Raw genomic sequence first — 25,485 nt, 5'->3', positions numbered from 1 at the left:
CTCCCCCTTGTCGGGCCACGGCCGCCGGCCAAACCCTGCGACGACCCTTTGGAGTCAGGTACAGCAGACTCGCAGCCGGGGACCGCTCCGGCCCAGTGAGGCACGCATGAGGCGAATCATGAAAATGTCATAGGTGGCCGGTGACCCGTGCACTGCCGGTTCCATGAGGTCCCGCCCCAGACTCTCGACCCAGACAGACGCCAGCGCATCTCGTTCGTCACAGGGGGAAGTCATGAACGTGGCCCAGGACCTTTTCCGTTTCGCGGAACTCGCCGCCAGGACCGGACTCGAGCCCAAGCTCGGACAGCGTTTCGACAGGGACCCGTCCGGGGTCCTGCTGGAATTCGGACTCGAAGCCCACGCAGTGGACTGGGCGGCCGGCGCGACCGTCTCCATCGATGACCTGAGCGCCGCCGTCGACGGCGCGATGAGCCTCTGCACGCGCTGCGACACGTGCACCATCGGCGCCCTGGTCGACGCGCAGGTGGCAGCGTGAACTCGATACAGCAGCCCCCGGCGGAGCCCTTCGTCGCCTTCAAGCGCCACGTCAGAGCCGAGGCGGTCCCGGGCGAGGCCGCGTTCGTCCTGTCCGACCAGGGTGTGACCGTCCTGCGCGGCGGCGGGATAGAGAGCCTCGTCCCTCTGCTCGACGGCAGCCGCACCCTGGCCGAGTTACTGCGGGACGCCTCGCGGACCATGCCGGTCGCCGAGGTGGGGCGGGCGCTGAGGAGCCTCGCGCAGGCCAATCTGGTGGGATACCGCCACTCCGCCGACCTGACGGGCGAGGACACCGCCCTGGCCCAGGCCTACTGGGACCGGGCCGGCCTCGACGGGTACGAGGCGACCGCCGAGGTCCGCAGGGCGCCGGTCGCGGTCATCGCGGTCGGCGGGGTGGACGCCGCCGCGGCCCGCGCGGCCTGCAACTCCTCCGGGCTCAACGCGGTGGACGAGAACTCCGACGTCCCGCTGGCCCTGGTGGTCTGCTCGGACTACCTGGACCCCGGGCTGCGGTCCGTGGCCGCGCGACTGCGCGGCCAGGGCAGGTCCTGGCTGCTGGCCAGACCCTTCGGCGCGGATCCCTGGACCGGGCCGTTCTTCGCCCCGGGCACCGACGGGCCCTGCTGGTCCTGCCTGGCCCACCGGCTCTCCGAGCACCGCTTCAGCGAACTGCCCGTACAGCGTGCCCTGGGCCTGGACGGACCCGCTCCGCGGCCCGCTCCGAGCCTCTCTGCCGTACGGTCCCTGGGGCTCCACAGCGCCGTGCTGGAAATGTCGAAGTGGCTCGCGGGACTGCGCTACCCGGAGCAGCGGGCGGTCTGCGTCCTGGACAGCCTCAACCTGAGCACCACCCACCACACCGTGCTGCGCCGTCCCCAGTGCCCCGACTGCGGGGACCCCTCGCTGGTCGCCGAGCGGACGCGGCAGCCGATCGCCCTGGTGTCCAGACCGAAGGCGGAGGGCTCCGGCAGCAACGACCGGGCGATCTCAGCCGAGGGGATCCTCATCGAGAACCGCCAACTGATCAGCCCGGTCACCGGCATCGTGACGAACGTCCGCCAGGTGCCGGGGCTGCCCGAGGGACTGCACGCCTACGACTCCGGCCACAACCTCGCGCTGCGCGGGCACTCGCTGGCCGGCGTCCACCAGGTCCTGCGCTCCCGCAGCGGAGGCAAGGGGGCGACCGCCACCGAGGCGCGGGCGAGCGCGCTGTGCGAGGCGGCGGAACGTTACAGCGCCGCCCGCCAGGGCGACGAGCTGGTCATCCGCGATTCGCTGACGGGGCTGGGCGCCGAGGCCCTCCACCCCAACGCCTACCAGCTGTTCGACGAGCGGCAGTACGCCGACCGGGAGCGCTGGAACGCCCGGCAGTCGCCCTTCCACCGGGTCAGCGCGCCCTTCGACCCCGCGGCCCAGACCGACTGGACGCCGGTGTGGTCGCTCACCGCGGGAGTCCACAGGCTGCTGCCCACCTCCACCCTGTACTTCGACACCGGCGCGGGCGGCGGCACCCGGGACGGCCTGTGGTCCGACTCCAACGGCAACGCCGCGGGCGGCAGCCTGGAGGACGCCGTGGTCCAGGGCGTCCTCGAACTCGTGGAGCGGGACGCCGTGGCGCTGTGGTGGTACAACCGGCTGCGCCTGCCAGGCCTGGACCTCGACTCCTTCGACGAGCCCTGGCTGGCGTCCACGAGATCCGCGCTGGAGCGGGCCGGCCACAGCGTCTGGGCCCTGGACCTCACCTCCGACCTCGGCATCCCGGTCGTGGCGGTCGTCTCCCGGCACCGCGAGGGGTCGGCCGAGGAGTTCGTCTACGGATTCGGAGCGCACTTCGACCCGCGCCTGGCCCTGCGCAGGGCCCTCACCGAGATGGTGCAGATGCTGCCGGGACGCGGAGGGTCCGGGTCGGCCCTGCCCGGTCAGCCGCAGCTGCTGCCCGATCCGGCGCAGTCCCCGCGGACGCCCGGATCCTGGCCGTACGCCGGGCGCCGCGCGGACCTCCTCGACGACGTCCACTACCTGCGAACGCTGTTGGAGTCGCACGGCATGGAGCTTCTGGTCCTCGACCAGACGCGCCCGGACGTGGGGATCCCGGTGGTCAAGACGCTGGTACCCGGACTACGTCCCTTTTACGCCAGGTTCGCCCCGGGGCGCCTCTTCGACGTACCGCCGAGTCTCGGTCAGCGGGATGTCGCTCTCGCATTTCGCGAACTCAACTCGGTTCCGCTGCCGTTGTAGATCAGGACTGTCCGTTACCCGCCCTCTGCCTGGCGCGCTCGGCATATAGTGCGATCTCAGACCCTCCCGATTTCCGTACTGAGGAGTGAGCATATGACGGGCCGTTTCCGGACTGCGGACAACGACCTAGCTCAGCGGTCGGAACAAGTGGAAAGTTTAAGTCCGGACAAGCGCGGGCGGCTTTCCGACGTCCTGGCACCACGTCTCGCACAGGGCATCGTGGTCACCGTCCTGTCCGGGTACGGAATCGTCACCCTGCTCAATGTCGAATACGCGCTGCGCGGCCGGACACGTGATCTCCTCGTTTGCGGAGGGGCCGTCCTGGTCCTGTACGCGGTGCAGCTCGTCCTCACCTCGGCCCGGGCCCGCCGCTGGTCGACCGGCCGCAAATGCGCCGCCCTGGCCGTGCAGTTCGTCCTCACCTTCTTCCCGCTGGTTTGGCTGGACACGGCCTGGGGCAGCGTGGCGGGACCGCTGAGCGCTTCGGTCCTGCTGCTCGCGCCGCCCCGCATCGCCTGGCCCAGCTTCGCGCTGATCTCGGCCCTGGTGCTGGGGTGGGGGGTACACCACGGCGGCGGAACCGTGCTGGACCTCGCCTACCTGGCCATTTCCACCGGTCTGACCGGACTGGTGGTCTACGGCCTCACCCGGCTGACCGATCTGGTCCACGAAGTCCACGAGGCCCGCGCCGAGATGGCCAGAATGGCCGTCACCCAGGAACGGCTGAGATTCGCCCGGGACCTCCACGACCTTCTCGGCTACAGCCTTTCGGCCATTTCCCTGAAGTGCGAGCTGATACAGCGGATCATCGTCAGCAACCCCGAACGGGCACGCGACGAAATAGCCTCCGTTCTCGGGGTATCGCGCCAAGCCCTCGCCGACGTACGGCTGGTGGCCAGCGGATACCGCGACATGTCGCTGGCGGCCGAGGCGGTGTCGGTGGTCAACGTCATGGCCGCGGCCGACGTCCGGGCGGACGTCGACATCGACTGCGGGCGGCTGCACCCGCTGGTGGACACCGTGCTGGCGACCGCTCTGCGCGAGGGCGTCACCAACATCCTCAGGCACAGCAAGGTGCAGTCCTGCACCATCAAGGCGACGGTCGAGGGGGAGACGGTGGAGCTGGTGATGGAGAACGACGGCGTGGACGCCATCGGCCACTCGGACTCCGGCGACCGCGGCAGCGGCCTGGGTAACCTCGACACCCGGCTCATGGCGATCGGCGGATCGCTGACCGCCGGCGTCGAGTCGCAGGGGCGGTTCCGCCTGACGGCGCGGGCGCCGCTCAGACCGGTCGCGCCCGATCCCGCGGACGCCGCCGAGTCGCAGGAGTGCCCGAACGGCGGGGGCGGGAGCGCCGCGGCCATCCGGGTACTGGGAAGACGAGCCGTCTGAACCGGCAAGTGGGGAAAGGAGGAACAACCAATGCTGTCGCTGCTTCTCGCCGAGGACGTGCACATGGTCCGCGGCGCACTCATCGCCCTGCTCGAGCTGGAGCCCGATTTCCAGGTGGTCGCCTCCGTCGACCGGGGCGACCTCATCGTGCCCTCGGCGCTCGAGACCAACCCCGACGTGGCGATCATCGACATAGACCTGCCGGGGACGGACGGGCTGACCGCCGCCGCGGAACTGCGCGAACGCCTCCCGGCCTGCCGCACGCTGATCCTCACAAGCCTCGGCAGGCCCGGCACCCTGCGCCGCGCGATGGCCGCCCGCGTCTCGGGATTCCTGCTCAAGGACTCCCCGCCGGCCCGGCTCGCCCAGGCCGTGCGGGCCGTGGCCAACGGACAGCGGGTCATCGACCCCGATCTCGCCTTGAGCGCCTGGGAGGCCCTGGACAATCCGATCTCGCCCCGCGAGACGCAGGTGCTCCGGCTGGCGGCTCGCGGCGCCGACGCCGGCGAGATCGCCGAGCAGCTGTTCCTGACCGAGGGCACGGTACGCAACTACCTGACGGCCATCGTGGACAAGCTCAACGCCCGCAACCGCATCGATGCCATCCGGATCGCCGAGGAGGCCGGCTGGATCCCGTAGCGTGCCTGGGGCGCTCACCCCAGCGCCAGCGGTCCCGCGTTGAGCGCGGAGAGCACCCCGGCCAGGTCCACCGCATTGGTCTCGGGACCGCGACACACCGCCAGGCAGACGGGTCCCCGCGAGCCGGCCATCCGCCGGACGAAGGGCATCAGCACCGCCTTCGGGCCGATCTCCACCACATGGCTCGGGGCCTGCTGCGCGAGCAGCTGCCGTGCGGCGTCGGCGAAGCGCACCGGTGAGGTGATCTGCGCCGTCCAGTACGCGGCGTCCAGCGGCTCCTCGATCCGCCGCCCGTACACCGTCGAGTAGAACGGCACCTTGGGCTTCGCACCGGCCAGATGGCGGGCCGCCTCCTCGAAGCGCGGGGTGACCGGCTCCATCAGCGGGGAGTGGAAGGCGTGCGTCACCTGAAGGAAGGCGCTGGAGATGCCGATCGACGCCAGGCGCTCCCGGACCCGCTCCAGCCCCTCGATCTCGCCCGAGAGCACGGTGGCGCGGGCCGCGTTGAACGCCCCGATCGTCACGCCCGGCTCGTCGGCCGTCGCCTCCGCCGCCTCGAACAGGTCCGCGCAGGTCGCCATCATCCCGCCGCCCGTGGGCAGGTACTGCATGTACATGCCCCGGAAGCAGATCAGCCGCGAGGCGTCCTCCAGGGTCAGCGCCCCGGCGACCACGGCGGCCGCGACCTCCCCGATGCCGTGCCCGAGGACGGCGACCGGACGCACCTCCAGTTCCTCCAGGAGGGTCATCGCCAGCGCGTACTCGATGGCGAACAGCGCCGGCTGGGTCAGCGCGGTCTGGTGCACCCGCGGATCCCCGGAGAGGATCAGCTCGGTCACGGACATGCCGAGGTACGGGGCGATCGCGGCATCGGCGGCCGCGAGGTGGTGGCGGTATCCCGAGAGGTGCTCGTACAGCTTGGCGGTCATCCGCGGATGCTGCGAGCCCTGCCCGGTGAAGACGAACGCGGCGCGCACCTCCCCGGAGCGCCGGCTCATTCCCTCCTGCATGGCCAGGAAGCGCGCCAGATCTCGGATCGTCGGGTACGCCCAGATGTCGGCGGGGTCCAGCAGCGGGCCGAACCGCGCCTCGATGTCGCCGTACAGGCCGAGGAGGCCGATCGAGTCGAGGCCCCACTCGGACATCGGTTCGTCCTCGGGCACCTCCCGCCCCACGTATCCGCCGATCGTCTCCGCAAGCCAAGCTGCGAAGACCCGCTCGTCGGGATCGCCCGCTGCATCCGCGTTCACGTCCAGCTCCCTTCCAACTCGATGGCCGCACTGTCCGCCTTTAGCGCGACGGCTCGGCCGGTACCTTCAGTTCGTTGTCGAGGTGCTGGTACAGCGGCCGGATCCGGCCGCTGAGGAACAGCTGGCGCATCGCCGTCCGCTCCACCTTTCCGCTGGTGGTGCGCCGCACCGTGCCGGGCCGTACCAGCAGGACCCCGCTCACCGAGACGTCGAACTCCTCGGCGAGGCAGTTCTGGACGCCCTTGGCGATCGCTTCCAGGTCGAGCGCGTAGCGCTTGTTCGTACGCAACTCCTGTACCAGCACGATCCGTTCGCGCTCCCCGGGCACGGCGAACGCCGTTCCCGTGCCGAACAGGGCACTGATCCGCTGCACGGTGTGCTCGAGGTCCTGGGGGTACAGATTGCGGCCGGCGACCACGATCATGTCCCGCAGCCGGCCGGTGACGTGCAGGTTCCCGTCGTGCAGAACCCCGAAGTCCCCTGTCCGCAGCCGGCCGGGCAGGCCGTCGGCGCAGACGTCGAAGCGTTCGGCGGTGGCCGCGCGGTCGCGCCAGTAGCCCTGCGCGACACCCGGCCCCGACACCCATATCTCACCTACTCGGCCCTCCGGGAGCACCTCCAGCGTGTCCGGGTCCACGATCAGGACCTCGGTCGCGCTGTCGGGCGTACCGCTGGAGGCCAGGGTGCGCACGGGCTTGCCGGGGCGCGGAGCGCGTATCCGGCGCTGTTCCAGCGCGTCGGCGTCCACGGTCATGGGCTCGCCGTCGGCGGGTCCGCCCGCCACCAGCAAGGTCGCCTCGGCCAGGCCGTACGCGGCCCGCATCGCCTCGGGCCGCATCCCCGCGGAGGCGAACCGGTCGAGGAAGGCCCGGCGGGTCTCGGCGTACACCGGCTCCCCGCCCGAGACGGCGATCCGCCAGTTGGACAGGTCGATGCCCTCGAGCTGCTCGTCGGTGACCCGCCGCACGCACAGGCCGTACGCGAAGTCCGGTGCGCCGCTGACTTCGATCCCGTACCGGCTGATGGCCTCCAGCCAGCGCACGGGGCGTTTGACGAAGGCCTCGGGCGTGATCATCACCGAGGTGCCGCCCAGCCACAGCGGGTGCAGCAACTGGCCTACGAGGCCCATGTCGTGGTGCAGCGGCAGCCAGCCGCCGACCCGGGAGCCCGGCCCGGTGCCGAGCATCCGCCCGAGCGCCTCCTGGTTGGCGAGCAGATTGCCGTGCGTGACGACGACGCCGCGCGGGTTGCCGGTGGACCCCGAGGTGTACTGGAGGTAGGCGATGCTGTCGCGCCCCAGCTCGGGAAGCTGCCACTCGGCGTGCCGCGGTACGGCGTCGGCGGCCAGGCAGGGGATCTGGCCCTGCCCCCGGTCGGCCAGCATCCGGGAGATCCCGGGGGCGAGCGCGGCATCGGTCAGGACGGCGCAGGGAGCCGCCTCCTTCAGGATGCCGGCGACCCGCTCCTCGTGGTGGCTGCGGCCGCCGGTCGGCGGGACCGGCACGGCGATCGCGCCCGCGTACAGGCAGGCCAGGAAGGACACGGCGAACTGGTGGCGGGAGGCGTGCAGCAGCATCACCCGCTCCCCGGCGGCACCGCGCTCCTGGAGCCAGCCGGCGAGCCCGCGCGCGGAGGCGTCGAGCGAGCGGTAGGACACCGATACGGGACGTCCGGTCTCGTCGCTGTCCGGCGGCAGGACGAGTGCCTCGCGCTCGGGTGCCTGCCGGGCTCTTTCGAGCATCAGTTCGGTGAAACTGCGGTAGTCGTCGGTCATTCCGGGTCCCCCTGGCAATGTCTTGTGGGCACAGCGGGCACACTCTTGCCGTCGGTGCCGCGCTCCCGCCCGGAGCAGGAACGTAGGTGCGCCCTCTCGAAGGTCACTCGACCCTCGCTGAGGACGCTCGACCGTCACTGGGACCCGCTGGCCGTGTCTCCGGTAGCCCGATGGGTCCGAGGTCAGGTGTGGCTCGTCCAGCCGACCCGGGGGCGGTGGCGGCGCCGGCCGCCCCAGGGCGCGGCTTCCGCCGCGGCCTCCTGTGCCCCGTCCCCGTCCCCGTCCTGCGCCGGTGCCCGCAGGCAGGCGCACAGTACGGCCGTCAGGGCCGCGAGTTCCTCGGCGTCCGGCTGCCCGCGAAGGACGGTGAAACGAGGCTGCGCATCGGTCGGCTCATCCATGTTCCGATGCTGCTCCGACCCGCTCGCACGGGGCTCGCACGGCGGCGCTCGTCCCGGGGGAGGGCCGCAAGAGCGCCGGGAGAGCGCGGCAGGAGTCCCGCAGGAGCGCCGGGGGAGTCCGGGGTGAGTCCCGGGTGACTTCCGCTCGAGCCGGGGTGCGCGACGCGGCCGGCCGCGGCCGTCGAGCCCGCTCTCACACCATCGGCAGGAGCCGGGCCGTCTCTTCCCGGATCTGCGCCGAGGCCCCCAGCTTCGCCAGCCGGTCCGGATAGCCGACGCCGCGGCGCACGCGCGCGCAGGCCTCGGGATCCAGCCACCACAGCAGACCCGTGTAGGTGCGGGGATCGGTGGCCGAGCGCAGCAGATCGCTCCCGCCGAAACCGCTGTCCGGTACGCACTGCCCGACCACGGAGCCGAAGTCGAGCTCGAACCGCTTCGGGTCGCCGTCGAGGAGGGCGTGGACCAGCACGATGTGGGAGGCGTCGGAGATCTTGCTCCGGACGGTCATCCGACCGACGGTGACCATCAGTTCGGAGGAGGTGTCCGTTCCCGAACCGAGGCCGCGCAGCCGCGCCAGCGATTCGCCGGCCTCGTGCCCGACCTGCAGCAGCCGGTCCAGCGAGCTCCACCGGTCCAGGTGGAGGTAGCTGCCGGGGCGGTCGGCGCAGGCGGCCGTCACGAGCTCCTCGAAGCCCTTGGCGGACTCCCGGTGGCGCGCGTAGGCGACGAGCGCGCGTTCGAACGAGGAGGGATCCCCAGTCGTGGTCAGCCGCTCGACGAGCGTCACCTGTCGGCCGCGCTCTGCCTGGGACATCGGCCGGACCCCCTCCTGTTCCCTACGTGCGGAACCTCTGTGCATGTCAGCACGGGCCGCTCGAGTTCCACTCGAGCGCGGGTGCGCACGAGGATTGTTTGAGGCCCCGCCGAGGCAAGCGGACGACCGTGGTCCTTCCCTTCAAAAAAGAGGAAGGACGCGACGATGTCCGCTTCGAGAGCGCCCGCTCCCCCCTTCGTCCACATCGTGGTCCGGCGGCTCCTGCTGCCGGTGTGGAACGCCCTGGTGGCCTACGGATCCCTCTGGCTCCCGGCCGATCAGTACCGCCTCCAGTACATCCGGGGCGGGGCGCTTCCCCCACCCCCGTGGCAGGAGCCGGTCCCGGTCGGTGGGGGCGACGGGATCCACCCTGACCTGGAGACCTTGAGGGCCTCTTGAGCCGGGCCGGTTAAGCAGAGTCCTGTGGGCCGCATGTTGAGGACGGAGAGAGCCATGACGACGGTGACGAACAGGGCGGACTCCTCGGAGGCCGCCGTCCAGGAACGCATCGCGCGGCTCGAGCACGAATTCGGGGATCTCGAAGACCCGGGCAACCCCCTGGGCGCCGAGCAGTTCCTCGCCGCCGACGACCGCGGCCGGCTGCTGCCGGCCGCGGAACGGCTGCTCGACCGGTTCGGACTCAACGCGGAGTTCGTACCTCGGGAGCTCGGGGGCCGGCTCGACCGGCTGGACGCGCTGTCCCGGGTGCTGCGCGCGGTGTTCCGCCGCGACGCGGCCCTGGGCCTGGGCTACGGGCTGACGTCGTACATGGCCTCCGTGGTCGTATGGGCCGACGGTACGCAGGACCAGCGCCGCGACACGGCCGAACTGCTGCTGGGCGGCGGCCGGATGGCCTGCGCCTACCCCGAGCCGCCGCAGGGCAACGACTTCCTGGCCAACCGGCTCACCGCGCGGCCGGACGGCGGGGGGTTCCTGCTGTCCGGTCGCAAGGAGGCCCTCAACAGCGCGGCGTCGGCGCAGTCGCTCGTACTCTTCGCCCACACCCCGGGCGCCGCGCGAGGAGAACTCAGCGCCTTCCTCATGCCGGGCCCCGACAGCCCCGGCGGCGCGAACCTGGGCCTGCTGCCCCGCCGCAGGACCGTCGGCATCCGGGGCTGCGTGGTCCAGGGGCTCGAATTCGACGGGCATCACCTGGACCGCGAGCTCCTGATCGGCGCCCCGGGCGCGGGTGCGCAGCTCGCCGAGCGCGCCTTCCCCCTGACCCGCAGCACCGGCCTGTCCATGGCCCTGGGATGCGCGGACACCGCGCTGCGCACGACGACGGCCTTCGCGCGCTCGCACCGCTCCCGCAGCCGCGCCTCGCTGCACACCGCGCGGACGCGGACCGCCCTGGTCGACGCCTTCACGGACCTGCTCATCAGCGACTGCGTCTCGCTCGTCACCACCCGGTCGGTGCACCTGCTGCCCGCCGAGAGCCGGCTGCTGGGCGCGGTCGCCAAGTACCAGCTGCCGACCGTGCTCAACGAGGCCGTGTACGACCTCTCCATCGTGCTCGGCGCCGAGTCCTACGCCAGGAGCGGCAGTTACGGAACCTTCCAGAAGACGGCCCGCGACCTGCCGATGATCGGCCTCGGCAGCGCGGGCACCGCCTCCAGCCGGGCGGTCATCGTCGCCCACCTGCTGCGGCTCGGAGAGGTGGCGGTGTCCGCGGACGACGAGGCGCCCGCCCCGCTCTTCAGGCCGTTCGACGCGGACCTGCCCGACTACCGGCACGAGGGTCCCCTGCCCCCCGCCCGCGGCGACTCCCTGCTCGCCTCGCTCCTGCGCTCCGCACGGCACGCGGCCGCGGCGGGCGGCGAGCTCGGGGCGGCCCTCGCGGAGTCGACCGCCGTGCTCACCGAGCAGCTGCGCGTGCTCCTGGCCTCCTGCGCGGAGCTGGCCGGACAGCCCAGGGGCCACCCCGTGAGCCCGCGGGCGTACGCCATGGCCGACCGGTACGCGCTGATCGTCGCGGGCGCCGCCTGCCTGGGGGTGTGGCGCCACCAGGACGGCTCCGGTTTCCTCGCCGACCCCGCCTGGGCCGCGATGGCACTGACCCGGATCGCGGGCCGGCTGGACAAGACCGCGGCCAAGATCCTTCCGCTCGGCGAGGAACACCTGCTCGCCGAGCTGCTGCACCGCTTCGACGACGCCCGCAGCTACGACCTCTACTCGACCGCCATCGGCTGAGCAGCCCCGCTCCCAACCTTCCGGAGAGACGACATGAGCAATCCCGCAGTGGTCACAGCGGTGTGGGACGAGATCGAACGGGTGCTGGGCCGGCCGCCGTCCGCGCGGCCGGCCGCCCTCGACCTCCACCTCCAGGACGACCTGGGCCTGGACTCGGTGATGGTGATCGAGCTCAAGTGCCGACTGGAACTGCGCTACCCCGCCCTGCGGGAGCTGCCCCTGTCCGACGTACTGTCCGGCGCCGCGACCTTCGGACAGCTCGCCGACCGCGTGGAGCGCCTCGCCGGGCTCCCGGTGTCGTGATGAGCGGCCAGGGGAACTCGGTCATGAGCCCGATGCGCCACCGCGGGCCGGCGCACTCCTGGGATCCCGTACGCCGGGAGATGGCCCGGCGCGGCACCTGCGTGGTGTACGCGGCCGTCGACGACTGGCTGCCGGCGGACCTCGGCTCGCCGGACCTCGCCGCCGACCTCGGACCCGACCACCGGCGGATGCAGCAGATGACCCACGCGCAGAACCGCTCCCGGTTCGTCGCGTCGCGGCTGCTGCTGAAGTCCGCCGCCGGCGCGGTGCTCGGCGCGCGGCCCAGCGAACTCGAACTGGCCTACAAGATCGGCGGACGCCCGCACCTGCGCGGCATCGACCAGCTGGACATCAGCCTGAGCCACACCGAGGGGCTGCTGGTGGTGGGCCTGAGCCGGTACGGCCGCATCGGCGTGGACACCGAGTCCGAGGACCGCCGGATGCTTGGACTCGGCACGGAACGCCAGGTGTGCACCCCGTACGAGCTCGAAGCGCTGGAGCAGGTCCCGGAAGACCAGCGCAACCGCGAGCTGGTGCGGCTGTGGACGCTCAAGGAGGCGTACAGCAAGGCCATCGGCCAGGGACTGCGCTTCCGCTTCACCGAGTTCGGATTCGGACCGCGGGACCAGCGCGTGCAGATGCTCCGGCCCGACGGCACGCCGGGCACCGGATGGGAGTGGACCTTCCACAGCTGGCAGACCGTGGAGTCCTACACGGTCAGTGCCGCGCTCTACGACCCGGGCTTCGACGCCAGGGACGGATCCAGCGGCGTGCTACCCCTGCTGCCGGTGCTCGACGACCCCCGCTCCAGCTGGAATTGAGCCACGGGCGAGGTGGGGCGGTGACCCTCTGATCCCGCAGCCGACCAAGCGGTCATCGAGGGGAAGGGGAGTCACGGGTGCATCGATATCTCGCGGTACGTCCGCCGGCCGGTCCGGCCGGTATCCGACTGTTCTGCTTCCACCACGCGGGTGCGGGAGCCATGACCTTCGCCGGATGGCGGCGCTCCGTCGGACCGGGCGTGAGCGTCCTGCCCGTACGGCTGCCCGGCCGTGAATCCCGGCTGCGGGAACCGCGGATCACCGACGGGGACCAGCTGATCCGGGAACTGACCGAAGACCTCGGGGACCTCCTCGACGGCCCCGAGCCGTACGCCTTCTACGGCCACAGCCTCGGCGCGATGGTCGCCTACCGCTTCGCGGAGCACCTGGTGCGCACCGGGCGCCGGCCGCCCCTGATGGTGATGGCCGGTGCCAGCCCCGCACCCCAGCTGCCGTCCGCCGTGCTCGACGGTGCCCGGGCCCTGCTCCCGGACGCCCCCGACGAGGAACTCGTCAAGGCGCTCGGGGACGAGGACAGCCTGCCGCGGGAACTGCTCGCGCGGCCCGGCTGGCTCGCCATGACCTTGGACACCCTGCGGTCCGACCTGCGCCTCGCCCGCAGCCTGCGCTCCGCACCGGTCCTCCCGCTGCCCTGCCCCCTGACGGCCTTCGCCGGAGCCGACGACCGGATGGTCGCCGAGGCCGAGGTCGCCGCCTGGCGGCACTGCACGACGGCGGGGTTCCGGCTGTGGACCCTGCCCGGGGCCCACTTCTTCGTACGCGGAGCCGAACTGCCCCGGCTCGTCGGGGAAACGCTGAACGCCGCATCGGTGTCCGGCCCAGTTTCGCCGCTTCCGCCGGTGGCGAGCTGAGCCGCTGCGGCGGCGAGGCGGACACCCCAACCACAAGGAGTTGTTCTAGGCATGGACATCAGCGTGCTCGGGCCCTTTCGAGCCACCCAGTCCGGTGTTCCCCTTCACCTGACGGCCGTCAAGCCGCGCAAGGTGTTCGCGCTGCTCGCCCTCCAGGCCGACCAGGTCGTCTCGGTCGCCTCGCTCGTGGAGGAGGTCTGGGGCGAAAGCCCCCCGCGCAGCGTGCAGACCACCCTGCAGACGTACATCCTCCAGATCCGCCACCTCATAGGGGCGGCACTGGCCGACGAGCCGGTCGGCGCGGGACTGCCCCGCGGCGCCAAGAGCGTCCTGGTCACCGAACCGGGCGGGTACCGGCTGGACACCCAGGGCGGACTCATCGACGCCCAGGAGTTCGACGCCCTGTCCTCGGCCGGCCACCGCGCCCTGGACCAGGGCGACTGGGTCGGGTCCTCCGCGTACTTCGGCCAGGCCCTGTCCCTGTGGCACGGCCGCGCTCTGGCCGACGTCCAGTGCGGTGTGCTGCTCGAGGTCGAGGCCACCCGGCTCGACGAGTCGCGCATGAGCGTGCTTCACCGGCGAATCGAGGCAGACCTGAGGCTCGGCCGCCACCATGAGCTCATCGGCGAACTGTCCGGGCTCGTGGCCCGGCACCCCATGCACGAGGCCCTGCACGAGCAGCTGATGCTCGCGCTCTACCGGGCCGGGCGGCGCAGCGACGCCCTGATGGTCTACCGGCAACTGCGCGCCTCTCTCAACCAGACTCTGGGGCTCGACCCCTCACCCAGCATCGAGTTCCTGCACCGCGCGGTTCTCGACTCCTCGCCACAGCTCGACCTGGAGGGAACCCCGGCGCTGTCCGGCGTCTCGGGAATCCCGCTGCTGGCAAGGGCCAACTGATTCTCCTGAGAGGAAGCATCGTGAGCGACATAACCCTTTCCGAGCTCGGTGAGCTGCTGCTCGAATGCGTCGGAGCGCCGGAGGAGGGCATGGCCTTCGAGGGCGACCAAGCCCTGGACACGCCGTTCCTCGATTTCGGCTACGACTCCCTGGCCCTGCTCCAGGTCACCAGCGTGATCAACCGTACGTACGGGATCGTGCTCAACGACGACGCGGTGGCGGAGGCGGAGACCCCCCGCCTGCTGCTCGCGCTGATCGCCACCGCTCCCCGCGCCGGGGCCGTCCGGTGACGGAGGCATTCGCCGGCCGCCGGGTCGTCATCACCGGCGCCACCCGCGGCATCGGCCGGGCGACGGCTCTCGCCTTCGCCCGGGCCGGTGCCCGGATCGTCGCCAGCTACCGCAGCGACGGCGAGCAGGCCAAGGCCCTGGGCGCGGAACTGGAAGCCGCGGGCGCCGAGTTCGAGCTCGTCCAGGCCGACCTGACCACCCGCGAGGGCGCGCGGCTGCTGGCCGGGGCGGCGCTCGAACGGCTCGGCGGCGTCGACGTCCTGGTCAACAACCTCGGAGTCGACGGGCACGTGCCCTTCGGCAAGCTCTCCGAGGAGGAGTGGCACCGGGTCCTGGACCACAACGCCACCTCCGCCTACCTGGTCACCCAGTCGGTCCTCGACTCCCTGGCCCCCGGCGCCTCGGTGGTGAACATCGGAGCCTCGGTGGCCCTGCGGGGCCGCCCGCTGGGAGTGCACTACAGCACCTCCAAGGCGGCGCTGGTCGGTTTCACCCGCGCACTCGCCAAGGAGCTCGGCCCGCGGGGGATCAGGGTCAACCTGGTCGCGCCCGGGGTCACCGAGACCGAACCGGGCGCCGGCCTGCCGCCCCAGCTGGCCGCCAAGCTGACCGCGCTGACCGCCCTGGGGCGGCTCGGCACACCCGAGGACGTCGCAGGGGCGGTGCTCTACCTCGCCGGTGACACCGCCGCGTACGTCACCGGCACCACGATCGAAGTCGACGGAGGAATCTGATGCCCTACGCAGCCATCACGTACAAGGTGAAGCCCGGCTTCGAGGACGAGATCGCCGAGATCTTCGCTGCCTTCGAGCGGGTCGACACCCCCGAGTTCGCACGGGAGAACGGGGACGCGGCGGGCCGGCTCCTCGGCACCGGCGTCTTCGTCAAGGACGACGCCATCGTGCGCGTCATCCACTACGAAGGGGACTTCGCCGCCGTCGGCAAGCACATGGCCGCCCAGAAGGGCGTCCACATCCTTGAGGACAAGCTGGCCCCGTACCTCGCGGTGCAGCGCGACACCACCACGCCCGAGGGGTTCGCGGAGTACTTCAAGAACGCCATCATGCGCAGCGTCCAGCAGCTGAGCGTGGACACCCACCCGGTGGGGGCCCCGTCGTCATGAACGAGATCCTGGGTGTCGTGGCCCTGCTCGGCAGCGGCGTCACCGCAGGAGTCCTGTTCGCCGTCGCGCTGAGCGTCCTTCCGGCGCTCTTCGCGATGGAGACGGGCACCTACGTGTACGCGCACAAGCTGCTCGGCCGGAACTGGGACCCCACGATGCCCGTCATCGTACTGAGCAGCACGCTGGTCAACGCGGTGCTGGCGGTGACCGTCAGCGGTACCGGGCGGCCGCTCTTCGCGGCCTCGGCGGTGCTGCTGCTGGGCGTCTCCGGGGTGTCCCACCTGTGCAACGTGCCGATCAACCGCCGGGTGAAGTCCATCACCGATCCCGCGGTCATCCCCGCCGACTGGGAGGATCCCCGCCCGCTCTGGCGCAAGTACCACCACCTGCGCACCGCCCTGTCGCTGGTGGCGCTGGTGTTCACCGCGGTGGGAGTCGCGGCGATCTGAGAACGACAACGGCGCGGCGGCCCCGTACTGGATTCCAGTAGGGCCGTCGCGCCGTCGGCATGCGCACGGGGAGGTCGGGGAGGGCTCAGACGCCGGCCGGCAGGTCCCGGCTGGAGAACTGCACGACCGTCGTCAGCAGGCTGCGCTTGAAGGTCGCCACGAAGCCCTCGGGGGTGTCGGTCTCGCGCGGCTTGCTGAGGTAGGGCTTGATCGATTCCTCGAAGTCGCGCACGCCCGGCTGCACGGCCATGTGGCGCGCGACGGCGTCCAGGTCGCCCGTGTACTCGATGACCCGCACCAGGGTGTCGTCGCGCAGGAAGACGGCGGTGGCGAGCAGCGTGCCGGCCTCCGCCCCCGACGCGTCCGTGACCCGGTTGCCCTTGACCCGCTTGAAGCTGCCGAAGATCTCGGTGAGCTCCGCCTCGAAGCCCGGCTTGACGTCGTACGTGATCGCTGCGAACGGCATGCGAAGTCCTCCGCTGTGGTGGTCGGTCCGCATGCAGGGGAACCGCCGGCGCTCGCGGCCCGCTCGCGCCGTGCTCGCCGCGGGGCGCTGCAGCCGTTCTGGAGGCGGTATCAAGCCTTCCTCCAGATCGCGGTGAGACCTTCCGTCCCGCAGGCACCGACTTCTCGGGAGGGACCACCGTGCATCGCACTCTGATCGTCGCCAAGCTGCGGCCGGACAAGACCGATGACATCGCGAAGATCTTCGGCGAGTCGGACGAGTCCGACCTGCCGCACCTGATCGGCGTCAGCCGCCGCACGCTCTTCAAGTTCCACGGCCTGTACTTCCACTTGGTGGAGGCCGACGAGGACATCAACGCAAACCTCTACCGCGCTCGGAGCCACCCGCTCTACGACGACATCAACACCAAGCTCGCCCAGTGCGTAGAACCCTACGACCCGGACTGGAAAGAGCCCAAGGACGCGATGGCCGAGCCCTTCTACATCTGGACCAAGGACGGAGGGCGGATCAAGTGACCACCGCCATTTCTCGCACTGTGAAGGTGACCTCGGACGAGGTCGAGGCCAACACCAAGCGCGGCGGTGACATCCGTGTCACCCTCAGCCCCAAGACCGTCGGCTGCACCTCCGGATTCGGCGGGGTCATGACCCTCGACCCGGCCGACTGGATCACCGAGCACTACCACCCGTACTCCGAGGAGTTCCTGCACGTCATCGACGGCACCCTCGAGATGACGCTGGACGGCCAGAAGGTCACCCTCGGCGCCGGCGACTCGCTGCTGGTCCCCATCGGCGTGCGCCACCGCCTGGTCAACGTGGGCGATGCCACCGCCCGCTGCGCCTTCCACCTCTCGCCGCTCGCGCCGAGCCCCGAGTACGGCCACGTCGACACCGAGGTCGCCCAGCGTCCCGAGCAGGCCAACCCCGATGTCGGCGGTGCCAAGTGACCCGACGGGCCGTCATCACCGGCATCGGCACGGTCGTGCCGGGCGGGGTGGGCCGTGAGGCGTTCTGGGGGACGCTGTCCGAGGGGCGTACCGCGACGCGGCGGATCTCCCTGTTCGACGCGGGCGCGTTCCGCTCGCAGGTCGCGGCCGAGGTCGACTTCGACCCGGCCGCCTCGGGGCTGACCCCGCGCCAGATCCGCCGGATGGACCGCGCCGCGCAGTTCGCCGTCGTCTCCGCCCGGGAGGCGGTGGCGGACAGCGGGATCGAGCTCTCCGCGCTCGCCCCCGAGCGGCTCACCGTCTCCATCGGCTCGGCGGTCGGCTGCACGATGGGCCTGGAGGAGGAGTACGTCACCCTCTCCGACAGCGGCCGCAAGTGGCTCGTCGACCACGAGTACGGCGTCCCGCACCTGTACGGCTACATGATCCCCTCCACCCTGGCGGCCGAGGTCGCCTGGGAGGTCGGGGCCGAGGGCCCGGTCGCGCTGGTCTCCACCGGCTGCACCTCGGGCCTGGACTCCATCGGGCACGCCGTCCAGCTCATCGAGGAGGGCTCGGCGGACGTCGCCATCGCCGGCGCCACCGACGCACCGATCTCGCCGATCACCTCGGCCTGTTTCGACGCGATCAAGGCGACCACGGCGAACAACGACGACCCGGCGCACGCCTCGCGCCCCTTCGACGGGACGCGCGACGGCTTCGTCCTCGCCGAGGGCTCCGCGGTCATGGTCATCGAGGAACGCGAGGCGGCCATCGCCCGCGGCGCCCGCATCTACGCCGAGATCGTCGGCTTCGCCGGGCGCAGCAACGCGTACCACATGACCGGTCTCAAGCCCGACGGGCGCGAGATGGCCGAGGCCATCGGCGTCGCCCTCGACCAGGCCAGGATCGACCCGACCGCCGTGGGCTACATCAACGCCCACGGCTCCGGCACCCTGCAGAACGACCGGCACGAGACGGCCGCGTTCAAGCGGAGCCTGGGCAACCACGCCTACGACATCCCGGTCAGCTCCATCAAGTCGATGGTCGGGCACTCGCTGGGCGCCATCGGCTCCATCGAGGTGGCGGCCAGCGCCCTGGCGCTCGACCGGCAGGTCGTCCCGCCGACCGCCAACCTGACGACCAAGGACCCGCTCTGCGATCTGGACTACGTCCCGATCACGGCCCGCGACCACTCCATGGACGTCGTCCTCAGCGTCGGCAGCGGCTTCGGCGGCTTCCAGACGGCCATGCTGCTCGCGCGCCCCGGTTCCGCCGCGGCCGCGGCCGGAAGGAGCTGATGATGGCCCCCTCCTCCGACCACCGCCCCCCGGTGATCACCGGACTCGGGATCTTCGCTCCCACCGGCGTCGGCGTCGAGGCCCACTGGACCTCGGTACTCGCCGGCAAATCGGGGATCGGGCGCATCGGCCGGTTCGACCCGTCGAGCTACCCGGTCCAGCACGCCGGACAGGTACCGGGCTTCAGCGCCCAGGAGTCCGTCAAGCCGAACCGGCTCATCTCGCAGACCGACCACTGGACCCATATCGCACTGGCCGCCAGCGAGGCGGCGCTCGAGGACTCGGGCGCCGACCTGAGCGCCATCCCCGAGTACGAGATGGCCGTCGTCACCTCCTCGTCCTCCGGCGGCACGGAGTTCGGCCAGAAGGAGATGACCGCGCTCTACCAGAACGACCCGAGCTGGGTCGGCGCCTACCAGTCGATCGCCTGGTTCTACGCGGCGACCACCGGCCAGGTGTCCATCAAGCACAAGATGCGCGGACCGTGCGGAGTGCTCGCGGGCGAGCAGGCCGGCGGACTCGACGCCATCGGCCAGGCCCGGCGCCTCACCCGCAAGGGCTCCCGGCTCGTCGTCACCGGCGGTACGGACGCCTCGCTGTGCCCGTACGCCCTGACCGCGCAGCTGACCAACGGCAAGCTCTCCACGGTCGCCGACCCGGAGCGCGCCTACGTGCCGTTCGACGCCGACGCCAGCGGCTACCTGCCCGGAGAAGGCGGCGCGATCCTCGTACTGGAGAGCGCCGAGGCCGCCGACGAGCGCGGCGCGAGCAACTACGGACGGGTCCTCGGCTACGCCTCGGGCTTCGACCCGGCGCCCGAGTCCGAACGGCCGCGCGCGCTGCGCCGTACGGCCGAGGCCGCCATCGCCGACGCCGGCCTCACCCCGGCCGACATCGACGTCGTCTTCGCCGATGCCGCGGGCGTCCCGGCGGACGACCGCGACGAGGCCCGGACCATCACCGAGATCTTCGGCCCCCGGGGCGTCCCGGTCACCGCGCCGAAGACGCTCACCGGCCGGCTGTACGGCGGAGGCGCGCCGCTCGACGTCGCCACCGCCCTGCTGTCGCTGCGCGAGGGCGTGATCCCCCACACCCCCCACGTCCGCGCGCTCGCACCCGGCTTCGACATCGACCTCGTCACCGGAGCTCCCCGGGAGCAGGCCCTGCGCCACGCACTGGTCCTGGCCCGCGGTCACGGAGGTTTCACCTCCGCTCTCGTCCTCGGTCGCTGACCCCGCCGCACCTCCCCCCACAGGCCGATACAGCTGAAGAGACGAACCGAGCCGACACCGTAGAGGAGCACGGAACCGTGGCTGGACACACCGACAACTTCATCGTCATCGACGCCCCCATGGACGTCGTCTGGGACATCACCAACGACGTCCCGAACTGGCCGAACCTGTTCAGCGAGTACGCCAGCGCCGAGGTGATCGAGCGGGAGGGCGACACCGTCGTCTTCCGGCTCACCATGCACCCGGACGAGGACGGCAACGTCTGGAGCTGGGTCTCGCGCCGCACCGGCGACGCGGCCGCCCGCACGGTGTCGGCCCAGCGCGTGGAGACCGGCCCGTTCGACTACATGCACATCAAGTGGGAGTACACGCAGGAGCCCGCGGGCGGCGTGCGGATGCGCTGGATCCAGGACTTCCACATGAAGCCCGAGGCCCCGGCCACGGACGCCGCCATGACGGAGCACCTGAACCGCAACACCAAGATCCAGATGGAACTCATCAAGGAACGGGTCGAGGCACAGGCCCGCGCCCTCGTCCGCTGAGGAGCCGGCGGTGCTGACCTTCATCGCTCCGCTGGTCCTGCTGGTCAACGGGCTCGCCGCCGGGGTCCTCTTCGGCACGCAGCTCGGCGGCTTCCCGTACCTGGCCTCGCTGCCCGCCGACCGCTACGTCAACGCGCACGCGTTCTTCGGGACGCGCTACGACCCGGCGATGCCCATCTGCCTGCTGGGCACGATCGCCTGTGACGTGGTGCTGGCGATCGGCGCGCCGGTGGCCGGGGCCCGGACCCTGTTCGCCGTGGCCGCGGTGCTCGCCCTGGTCACGGCCGCCATCTCCGTCATCAAGAACGTCCCGGTCAACCGGTGGATGCGCACCCTCGACCCGGACAACCTGCCGAGCGACTTCGCCGAACGCGATCCCCGCAAGGTCTGGGGTGCGTGGAACCGCCGGCGCAGCTGGCTGACCATCGCTGCGCTCGTCGTCAACTGCACGGCGCTCGGCTTCCTGCTCTGAGCGGCCGCCCGGCCGCCACCGCTTTCCCTCGATACGCAACTTCACGGAGGAACACCCATGGACCTCGAACTCCGGGGCAAAAAGGCCCTGGTCACCGGCGGCACCCGCGGTGTCGGTCGCGGCGTCGTACTGGCGCTCGCCCACGCCGGTGTCGATGTCATCACCTGCTACCAGCGCGAAAGCGACTTCGTCACCTCCCTGGAGAGCGAGCTGAAAGAGATAGGTGGCAGCCACCACGTGCTGCGCGCCGACCTCTCCGTACCCGAGGAGATCGCGGGCCTGCTCCAGCAGGTCGGCGAGCTGACCGGCGGCCGCCTCGACCTCCTGGTCAACAACGCCGGCGCGATCAGCCACATCCCGTACAAGGACCTCCCGCTCGACGAGTGGAACCGGATCCTCGCCACCAACATCACCGGCGCCCACCTGGTCATCCAGCACGCGCTGCCGCTGCTCGGCGAGGGCTCCTCGGTCGTTTCGATCGGCTCCCGCGCCGTCGACGCCGGCATCCCGCTGCGCGCGCACTACACCACCACGAAGGCCGCGCTCGTGGGCCTGAACCGCTCGCTGGCCAAGGAGTTCGGGCCGCAGGGCATCCGCTTCAACGTGGTCGCGCTCGGCGTCATCGAGACCGAGAACTTCTTCGCCATGCCCGAGGACCAGCAGAAGCTGATGTCGCAGCGGTACGGCGCGAAGACCGCGCTGGGCCGGCTCGGCACCCCCGACGAGGTGGCCGGCGCCATCCTGTGGCTCGCCAGCGACCTGTCCCGCTACGTCACCGGCAACACGATCGGTGTCGACGGAGGTATCTCCTGATGGCCTTCCGCGTGATGCTCCGCATGGAGATCGAGCAGGGCAAGGAAGCCGACTTCGAGAAGGCCTGGCACGAGGGCACCGAGGCGGTCACCGGGCACCCGGCGAACCTCGGCCAGTCCCTCGCCCGCGAGGACGCCCGTACGGCCGGCGACAAGACGATCTTCGTGATCATCAGCGACTGGACGGACGAGCCGCGCTTCCGCGAGTTCGAGGAGAGCCCCGCGCACCTCGAACACCGCGCGACGCTGCACCCCTTCCGCAAGGGCGGCTCCTTCCACGTCATGGAGGTGCTCACCACCATCGAGGGCAAGGCGGCGGCCGATGCCCGGTGAGGTGCGGGTCCTGGTCTACCAGGCGGCCTACGACGAGGAGCAGCTGGCCGCCGTTCGGGACGCCTACCACCTGGTCAGCAAGCGGCTCTCGGAGGTCCCCGGCATGCTCGGCAACGAGCTGCTGAGGTCCCCCGGCGACCCGACCGCGCTCGTCGTGGTCAGCCGCTGGGAGTCCATGGCGGCCTTCCAGGTCTGGGAGGAGGGGGCGGACCACCGCGAGGACACCGCCCCGCTGCGACCGTTCCGCGACACCCGTACGAGCGCGCCCTTCGCCCTCTACGAGGTCGACGCGGCGTACTGACGGCCCCCAGGTCCACCCCTCGACGCCGCTCCCCCCGGACTCCCGAACCGGCAGCCGGCCCGGAAACGAAAGAGAACTTCCCATGACCAACCGACAGTTGGCTTTCATCGGCCTGGGCAACATGGGCGGCGGCATGGCCGGGCGCCTGGTGGAGTCCGGGTACGCCCTGACCGTCTACAACCGGACCGCCGCCAAGGCGGCCGGACTCGTCGAGGCGGGGGCCAAGCTCGCCGACGCCCCCGAGCGCGCCGCCGCCGGCCACGACATCGTCATGCTGAGCCTCAGCGACGAGAAGGCGGTCGAGGAGATCCTGTTCGGCCGGGTGGTGCCCGTACTGGCCCCCGGCACCGTCATCGTCGACACCTCGACCGTCTCGCCGGCCTACGCCCGCGAGGCCGCCCTCCGCCTGGCGGCCAAGGGCCTGCGCCGCGTCGAGGCATGCGTCGTCGGCAACCCGCTCCAGGCCCGCAAGGGCCAGCTGCGCGTGTACGTCTCCGGCGACCCGGCGGACCTCTACGACGCCCGCCCGGTCCTGGAGGCGATCGGCAGCGAGGTCACCCACGTCGGCGCCCCCGGCAACGCGGCCGCCATGAAGCTGATCCTCAACCTGCTGCTCGGCGCCCAGGTCGCCTCCCTCGCCGAAGCCGTCGCCTACGGCACCTCGGCGGGACTCGACCGCGACCAGCTCATCGGCGTCGTGTCGCAGAGCGGATTCAGCTCCATGGTCATGCGCTTCCGCGCCGACCTGATGCTCAAGCGCAGTTACGAGCCGGCCTTCTTCCGGTCGGAGCTGATGGAGAAGGACATCCGCATCGCCCTGGAGGCGGCCGCCGAATACGGCACCCGGATGCCCGTACTGGACCTCGTACGCGAGCAGTTCGCCTCGATCGTTGCGGCGGGCGACGGGGACAAGGACGCCGCCGTGCTGGTGGAGCACCAGTCTTAGCAATCGAAGGAAGGGATGTGAGGGCAGTGCGCAGTACTGGCCTGAGTGCGCTCCGCAACACGGATGTGCTGGTGGCCGGCGGAGGGCTGGCAGGGTTGGCGACGGCCCTGTTCCTCGCCGAGCAGGGGGTGGACTGCCTACTGCTGGAAGGGCTGCGGGAGCGCCTTCGGCCGCCGCGCATCCTCGGCGTCCACCCGCGGGCCATGGAGCTGCTGCGCTCCCTGGGCCTGGAACAGGGGATCCGGCAGCTGCCGTCCGCGAAGGCGCTCGAGGAGAACAACGGGATCGCCCTTTCGGACACCCTCACCGGGTGGGACCTCACCACGATCGACGAGAAGTACCTCCTGGACGTGCACGCCGAGCCGGGCAGCCTGTCGCCGACCAGCTGGTGCCTGGCCGACGAGCGGGAGCTGGAGTCCGTCCTGCGCGACCGCGCGGAGCGCCTCGGCCTCCTCGTGGGCATGCGCAGCGAGCTCGTCTCCTTCGACCAGGGCGGCCCCGGCGTCGACGAGGTCACCGCACTCGTACGGGACCTGGAGACCGGCGAGCAGCGGCAGGTCAAGGCCTGCTACCTGGTCGACGCGGGCGGCACCGGCGGCCAGGTGCGCAGCCGACTCGGCATCCCCTTCGAGGGCCACACGATGGGCCACTTCGTCACGATCCGCTTCGGCGCCGACCTCCGAAACGAGACCCGCGGCCGCAAGTTCATCATGTGCTACACCGTCAACCCGGTCCTGCACGGCTCCCTCATGCCGCTCGACAACGCCGAGGACTGGCTGCTGCACGTCAAGTACGACCCGGAGAAGGAACTGCTGGAGTCCTTCACCCCCGAGCGCTGCACGGAGCTGATCCGCGCCGCGACGGGAGTGCGCCACCTCGACCCGGACATCCTCCAGGTCAGCCCCTGGCCGGGGGAGGCCAGGACCGCGGGCCGGTTCTCCGACGGCCGGGTCTTCCTCGTGGGCGACTCCGCCCACGTCATGCCGCCCAGCGGCGGCTTCGACTCCGGCACCGGCGTACTGGACGGGCACAACCTGGCCTGGAAGATCGCGGCCGTCCTCAACGGCTGGGCCGATCCCGACCTGCTGGAGACGTACGACGAGGAGCGCCGCCCGGTCTGTGCCGCCACGGTCGAACAGGCCGTCCTGCGCTCCCGCGACCGGGCCCGCCTCATCAAGCAGTCCCCCGAGCCGGTCTCGCCCGAGCTGGCGGAGGACCCGCTGGTCTGGCGCGCGGCCCGCTACCGCTCCGCCGCCGTGATGCCCTGGGACGAGGGCACCCTGCCGGGGTTCGGGGTGTGGGCCGCGGAGAACGACGGCCGTCCCGGCTGCCGCGCCCCCCACCTGCGGCTGCGCTACGGCGGCTCGGAGATCTCCGTCCTGGACCTCTTCGGACGGTCGATGGTGCTGCTCACCGGGCCGGACAACCGCCCCTGGCGGGAGGCCGGCCGCTCGGTGGCGGCGGAACTGGGAACACCGCTCGCGCTGTACGGCATGGGCGTCGACCTGGACGACCTCGACGACCGCTGGCCCGAGCTGTACGGGGTCACCGCCCAGGGCGCCGTCCTGGTGCGCCCCGACGGGGTCGTCGCCTGGCGCTGCGCCGAAGCGCCGATCTTCACCCGGAACGTGCTGCGCAGCATGATCAAGCGGGTTCTCCGGCTGGACCAGCCGCCCGCGGACAAGGGGAGCTCATGACCACCGCCACCGCCGCCGCCGCCGCGACCGCCGCCGTCAGCAACACCCCCGTGGACCCGGGGCGGGAGGCGGCCCCGATCCGGGTGATCCTCCGCATGGAGATCTTCCCGGAGATGGCGGCCGACTTCGAGAAGGTCTGGCTGACCATCGGCGAGGCCATCGCCGCCGAGCCCGCCAACGTCGGCCAGACGCTGGTGAAGTCGAACGAGGCCATCGGCCTCTACTTCGTCTTCACCGACTGGAGGACCGAGAAGGAGTTCCGCGACTTCGAGGTCAGCGCGCGCCACACCCTGCACCGCCAGAAGCTCAAGCCCTACCGGCGCACCGGCGCTATGGACGTGACCGAGGTGGTGTTCCGGCTGGAGCCCGCCGACCGGTGATCCGACGGCCGGTGATCCGACGGCCGGTGACCCGCCGTCGGCGGCCCGCCAGGCCCGCCGGCCCGGTCCCGTACAGGGGTGTCCGCCCCGCTCCAGTGGCTCGCGAGCCGCACCCGAGGGG

General features: G+C 71.4%; 31 protein-coding genes. 26 read left to right on the top strand and 5 right to left on the bottom strand.

Going from position 1 to position 25,485, the window contains the following annotated elements; translation table 11 throughout:
• Positions 1–232 precede the first annotated feature (232 nt).
• The 4 genes from J7F03_RS12685 to J7F03_RS12670 all read left to right on the top strand — a co-directional run bounded on the left by J7F03_RS12685 (position 233) and on the right by J7F03_RS12670 (position 4,770).
• On the top strand, positions 233–496 hold the full coding sequence (locus tag J7F03_RS12685) for a hypothetical protein (RefSeq protein ID WP_214948919.1): 264 nt from the start codon (positions 233–235) through the stop codon (positions 494–496).
• Positions 493–2,736: a TOMM precursor leader peptide-binding protein gene (locus J7F03_RS12680; RefSeq protein ID WP_214948917.1), complete on the top strand. Its 2,244-nt coding sequence runs from the start codon at positions 493–495 to the stop codon at positions 2,734–2,736. The genes J7F03_RS12685 and J7F03_RS12680 overlap by 4 nt, the downstream gene beginning before the upstream one ends.
• A gap of 147 nt (positions 2,737–2,883) precedes the next feature.
• On the top strand, positions 2,884–4,131 hold the full coding sequence (locus J7F03_RS12675) for a histidine kinase (protein ID WP_308379419.1): 1,248 nt from the start codon (positions 2,884–2,886) through the stop codon (positions 4,129–4,131).
• Positions 4,132–4,161: 30 nt separating this feature from the next.
• Positions 4,162–4,770: a DNA-binding response regulator gene (locus J7F03_RS12670; protein WP_214948913.1), complete on the top strand. Its 609-nt coding sequence runs from the start codon at positions 4,162–4,164 to the stop codon at positions 4,768–4,770.
• 14 nt (positions 4,771–4,784) lie between these two features.
• On the opposite strand, the gene J7F03_RS12665 is transcribed toward J7F03_RS12670, so the two are convergent.
• The 4 genes from J7F03_RS12665 to J7F03_RS12650 all read right to left on the bottom strand — a co-directional run bounded on the left by J7F03_RS12665 (position 4,785) and on the right by J7F03_RS12650 (position 9,009).
• Positions 4,785–6,020: an acyltransferase domain-containing protein gene (locus J7F03_RS12665; protein WP_214948911.1), complete on the bottom strand. Its 1,236-nt coding sequence runs from the start codon at positions 6,018–6,020 to the stop codon at positions 4,785–4,787.
• A gap of 40 nt (positions 6,021–6,060) precedes the next feature.
• Positions 6,061–7,794 (bottom strand): fatty acyl-AMP ligase, encoded by a 1,734-nt coding sequence (locus tag J7F03_RS12660; protein WP_214948909.1) that lies wholly within the window; start codon positions 7,792–7,794, stop codon positions 6,061–6,063.
• Positions 7,795–7,976: 182 nt separating this feature from the next.
• A complete protein-coding gene (locus tag J7F03_RS12655) occupies positions 7,977–8,195 on the bottom strand; it encodes an acyl-CoA carboxylase subunit epsilon (protein WP_214948908.1) in 219 nt (72 codons plus the stop codon).
• A gap of 193 nt (positions 8,196–8,388) precedes the next feature.
• The gene (locus J7F03_RS12650) at positions 8,389–9,009 is read right to left on the bottom strand and encodes a hypothetical protein (RefSeq protein WP_214948905.1); all 621 of its coding nucleotides are present in this window, start codon (positions 9,007–9,009) and stop codon (positions 8,389–8,391) included.
• Between the two features lie 165 nt (positions 9,010–9,174).
• Here J7F03_RS12650 and J7F03_RS12645 point away from each other — a divergent pair, with 165 nt between their 5' ends.
• The 10 genes from J7F03_RS12645 to J7F03_RS12600 all read left to right on the top strand — a co-directional run bounded on the left by J7F03_RS12645 (position 9,175) and on the right by J7F03_RS12600 (position 15,957).
• Positions 9,175–9,408, top strand: a complete 234-nt coding sequence (locus tag J7F03_RS12645; protein ID WP_214948904.1) for a hypothetical protein — start codon at positions 9,175–9,177, stop codon at positions 9,406–9,408.
• 54 nt (positions 9,409–9,462) lie between these two features.
• Positions 9,463–11,199, top strand: a complete 1,737-nt coding sequence (locus tag J7F03_RS12640) for an acyl-CoA dehydrogenase (RefSeq protein ID WP_251071815.1) — start codon at positions 9,463–9,465, stop codon at positions 11,197–11,199.
• 33 nt (positions 11,200–11,232) lie between these two features.
• Positions 11,233–11,502 (top strand): acyl carrier protein, encoded by a 270-nt coding sequence (locus tag J7F03_RS12635; RefSeq protein ID WP_214948902.1) that lies wholly within the window; start codon positions 11,233–11,235, stop codon positions 11,500–11,502.
• A gap of 23 nt (positions 11,503–11,525) precedes the next feature.
• Positions 11,526–12,323, top strand: a complete 798-nt coding sequence (locus tag J7F03_RS12630) for a 4'-phosphopantetheinyl transferase superfamily protein (RefSeq protein ID WP_214948901.1) — start codon at positions 11,526–11,528, stop codon at positions 12,321–12,323.
• A 77-nt stretch (positions 12,324–12,400) separates the two neighbouring features.
• Entirely contained in the window at positions 12,401–13,195 is a 795-nt protein-coding gene (locus J7F03_RS12625) for a thioesterase II family protein (RefSeq protein ID WP_214948900.1), read from the top strand.
• 51 nt (positions 13,196–13,246) lie between these two features.
• Positions 13,247–14,095, top strand: a complete 849-nt coding sequence (locus J7F03_RS12620; RefSeq protein WP_214948899.1) for an AfsR/SARP family transcriptional regulator — start codon at positions 13,247–13,249, stop codon at positions 14,093–14,095.
• 20 nt (positions 14,096–14,115) lie between these two features.
• Complete coding sequence (locus J7F03_RS12615) at positions 14,116–14,385, top strand: acyl carrier protein (protein WP_214948897.1); 270 nt, start codon at positions 14,116–14,118, stop codon at positions 14,383–14,385.
• Positions 14,382–15,119 (top strand): SDR family NAD(P)-dependent oxidoreductase, encoded by a 738-nt coding sequence (locus J7F03_RS12610; RefSeq protein ID WP_214948895.1) that lies wholly within the window; start codon positions 14,382–14,384, stop codon positions 15,117–15,119. Before J7F03_RS12615 ends, J7F03_RS12610 begins: the two co-directional genes overlap by 4 nt.
• Entirely contained in the window at positions 15,119–15,508 is a 390-nt protein-coding gene (locus tag J7F03_RS12605; RefSeq protein WP_214948894.1) for a SchA/CurD-like domain-containing protein, read from the top strand. The genes J7F03_RS12610 and J7F03_RS12605 overlap by 1 nt, the downstream gene beginning before the upstream one ends.
• Positions 15,505–15,957, top strand: a complete 453-nt coding sequence (locus J7F03_RS12600; protein ID WP_214948893.1) for a DUF1772 domain-containing protein — start codon at positions 15,505–15,507, stop codon at positions 15,955–15,957. The genes J7F03_RS12605 and J7F03_RS12600 overlap by 4 nt, the downstream gene beginning before the upstream one ends.
• A gap of 85 nt (positions 15,958–16,042) precedes the next feature.
• Here J7F03_RS12600 and J7F03_RS12595 read toward each other — a convergent pair whose 3' ends face one another.
• Positions 16,043–16,423 carry a SchA/CurD-like domain-containing protein gene (locus J7F03_RS12595; protein WP_214948892.1) on the bottom strand — a complete coding sequence of 127 codons (381 nt, stop codon included), beginning with the start codon at positions 16,421–16,423 and terminating at the stop codon, positions 16,043–16,045.
• A gap of 179 nt (positions 16,424–16,602) precedes the next feature.
• Here J7F03_RS12595 and J7F03_RS12590 point away from each other — a divergent pair, with 179 nt between their 5' ends.
• From J7F03_RS12590 to J7F03_RS12535, 12 genes are all read left to right on the top strand, one after another.
• Entirely contained in the window at positions 16,603–16,938 is a 336-nt protein-coding gene (locus J7F03_RS12590) for a TcmI family type II polyketide cyclase (RefSeq protein WP_214948891.1), read from the top strand.
• Positions 16,935–17,369 (top strand): cupin domain-containing protein, encoded by a 435-nt coding sequence (locus tag J7F03_RS12585; protein ID WP_214948890.1) that lies wholly within the window; start codon positions 16,935–16,937, stop codon positions 17,367–17,369. Before J7F03_RS12590 ends, J7F03_RS12585 begins: the two co-directional genes overlap by 4 nt.
• Positions 17,366–18,649, top strand: coding sequence for a beta-ketoacyl synthase (locus tag J7F03_RS12580; protein ID WP_214948889.1), 1,284 nt, complete (start codon positions 17,366–17,368; stop codon positions 18,647–18,649). Before J7F03_RS12585 ends, J7F03_RS12580 begins: the two co-directional genes overlap by 4 nt.
• Positions 18,650–18,651: 2 nt before the next feature.
• The gene (locus J7F03_RS12575; RefSeq protein WP_285440437.1) at positions 18,652–19,881 is read left to right on the top strand and encodes a ketosynthase chain-length factor; all 1,230 of its coding nucleotides are present in this window, start codon (positions 18,652–18,654) and stop codon (positions 19,879–19,881) included.
• A 77-nt stretch (positions 19,882–19,958) separates the two neighbouring features.
• The gene (locus J7F03_RS12570; RefSeq protein WP_214948886.1) at positions 19,959–20,423 is read left to right on the top strand and encodes an SRPBCC family protein; all 465 of its coding nucleotides are present in this window, start codon (positions 19,959–19,961) and stop codon (positions 20,421–20,423) included.
• A 10-nt stretch (positions 20,424–20,433) separates the two neighbouring features.
• On the top strand, positions 20,434–20,895 hold the full coding sequence (locus J7F03_RS12565; protein ID WP_214948885.1) for an anthrone oxygenase family protein: 462 nt from the start codon (positions 20,434–20,436) through the stop codon (positions 20,893–20,895).
• A 57-nt stretch (positions 20,896–20,952) separates the two neighbouring features.
• A complete protein-coding gene (locus J7F03_RS12560; RefSeq protein WP_214948884.1) occupies positions 20,953–21,708 on the top strand; it encodes an SDR family NAD(P)-dependent oxidoreductase in 756 nt (251 codons plus the stop codon).
• Positions 21,708–22,040, top strand: a complete 333-nt coding sequence (locus tag J7F03_RS12555; protein WP_214948883.1) for an antibiotic biosynthesis monooxygenase — start codon at positions 21,708–21,710, stop codon at positions 22,038–22,040. The genes J7F03_RS12560 and J7F03_RS12555 overlap by 1 nt, the downstream gene beginning before the upstream one ends.
• Positions 22,030–22,341 (top strand): antibiotic biosynthesis monooxygenase, encoded by a 312-nt coding sequence (locus J7F03_RS12550; RefSeq protein ID WP_214948882.1) that lies wholly within the window; start codon positions 22,030–22,032, stop codon positions 22,339–22,341. The genes J7F03_RS12555 and J7F03_RS12550 overlap by 11 nt, the downstream gene beginning before the upstream one ends.
• Before the next feature lie 82 nt (positions 22,342–22,423).
• Positions 22,424–23,287: an NAD(P)-dependent oxidoreductase gene (locus tag J7F03_RS12545; protein ID WP_214948881.1), complete on the top strand. Its 864-nt coding sequence runs from the start codon at positions 22,424–22,426 to the stop codon at positions 23,285–23,287.
• A 26-nt stretch (positions 23,288–23,313) separates the two neighbouring features.
• Entirely contained in the window at positions 23,314–24,984 is a 1,671-nt protein-coding gene (locus J7F03_RS12540) for an FAD-dependent monooxygenase (RefSeq protein ID WP_214948879.1), read from the top strand.
• A complete protein-coding gene (locus J7F03_RS12535; protein WP_214948878.1) occupies positions 24,981–25,364 on the top strand; it encodes an antibiotic biosynthesis monooxygenase in 384 nt (127 codons plus the stop codon). The genes J7F03_RS12540 and J7F03_RS12535 overlap by 4 nt, the downstream gene beginning before the upstream one ends.
• The last annotated feature ends 121 nt before the right edge of the window (positions 25,365–25,485 follow it).

The organism is Streptomyces sp. ISL-43 (assembly GCF_018614195.1).
Taxonomy (GTDB): Bacteria; Actinomycetota; Actinomycetes; order Streptomycetales; family Streptomycetaceae; genus Streptomyces.
The sequence above is the reverse complement of the archived record's forward strand: the minus strand, read 5'-3'. Positions and strand labels throughout refer to the sequence as shown.

Excerpts from the sequence above, each read along its gene's own strand:
- J7F03_RS12685 (WP_214948919.1), top strand. The coding sequence starts at position 233 with ATGAACGTGGCCCAGGACCTTTTCCGTTTCGCGGAACTCGCCGCCAGG.
- J7F03_RS12670 (WP_214948913.1), top strand. The coding sequence starts at position 4,162 with ATGCTGTCGCTGCTTCTCGCCGAGGACGTGCACATGGTCCGCGGCGCA.
- J7F03_RS12660 (WP_214948909.1), bottom strand. The coding sequence starts at position 7,794 with ATGACCGACGACTACCGCAGTTTCACCGAACTGATGCTCGAAAGAGCC.
- J7F03_RS12655 (WP_214948908.1), bottom strand. The coding sequence starts at position 8,195 with ATGGATGAGCCGACCGATGCGCAGCCTCGTTTCACCGTCCTTCGCGGG.
- J7F03_RS12650 (WP_214948905.1), bottom strand. The coding sequence starts at position 9,009 with ATGTCCCAGGCAGAGCGCGGCCGACAGGTGACGCTCGTCGAGCGGCTG.
- J7F03_RS12645 (WP_214948904.1), top strand. The coding sequence starts at position 9,175 with ATGTCCGCTTCGAGAGCGCCCGCTCCCCCCTTCGTCCACATCGTGGTC.
- J7F03_RS12640 (WP_251071815.1), top strand. The coding sequence starts at position 9,463 with ATGACGACGGTGACGAACAGGGCGGACTCCTCGGAGGCCGCCGTCCAG.
- J7F03_RS12635 (WP_214948902.1), top strand. The coding sequence starts at position 11,233 with ATGAGCAATCCCGCAGTGGTCACAGCGGTGTGGGACGAGATCGAACGG.
- J7F03_RS12630 (WP_214948901.1), top strand. The coding sequence starts at position 11,526 with ATGAGCCCGATGCGCCACCGCGGGCCGGCGCACTCCTGGGATCCCGTA.
- J7F03_RS12620 (WP_214948899.1), top strand. The coding sequence starts at position 13,247 with ATGGACATCAGCGTGCTCGGGCCCTTTCGAGCCACCCAGTCCGGTGTT.
- J7F03_RS12605 (WP_214948894.1), top strand. The coding sequence starts at position 15,119 with ATGCCCTACGCAGCCATCACGTACAAGGTGAAGCCCGGCTTCGAGGAC.
- J7F03_RS12600 (WP_214948893.1), top strand. The coding sequence starts at position 15,505 with ATGAACGAGATCCTGGGTGTCGTGGCCCTGCTCGGCAGCGGCGTCACC.
- J7F03_RS12595 (WP_214948892.1), bottom strand. The coding sequence starts at position 16,423 with ATGCCGTTCGCAGCGATCACGTACGACGTCAAGCCGGGCTTCGAGGCG.
- J7F03_RS12575 (WP_285440437.1), top strand. The coding sequence starts at position 18,652 with ATGGCCCCCTCCTCCGACCACCGCCCCCCGGTGATCACCGGACTCGGG.
- J7F03_RS12560 (WP_214948884.1), top strand. The coding sequence starts at position 20,953 with ATGGACCTCGAACTCCGGGGCAAAAAGGCCCTGGTCACCGGCGGCACC.
- J7F03_RS12555 (WP_214948883.1), top strand. The coding sequence starts at position 21,708 with ATGGCCTTCCGCGTGATGCTCCGCATGGAGATCGAGCAGGGCAAGGAA.
- J7F03_RS12550 (WP_214948882.1), top strand. The coding sequence starts at position 22,030 with ATGCCCGGTGAGGTGCGGGTCCTGGTCTACCAGGCGGCCTACGACGAG.
- J7F03_RS12545 (WP_214948881.1), top strand. The coding sequence starts at position 22,424 with ATGACCAACCGACAGTTGGCTTTCATCGGCCTGGGCAACATGGGCGGC.
- J7F03_RS12535 (WP_214948878.1), top strand. The coding sequence starts at position 24,981 with ATGACCACCGCCACCGCCGCCGCCGCCGCGACCGCCGCCGTCAGCAAC.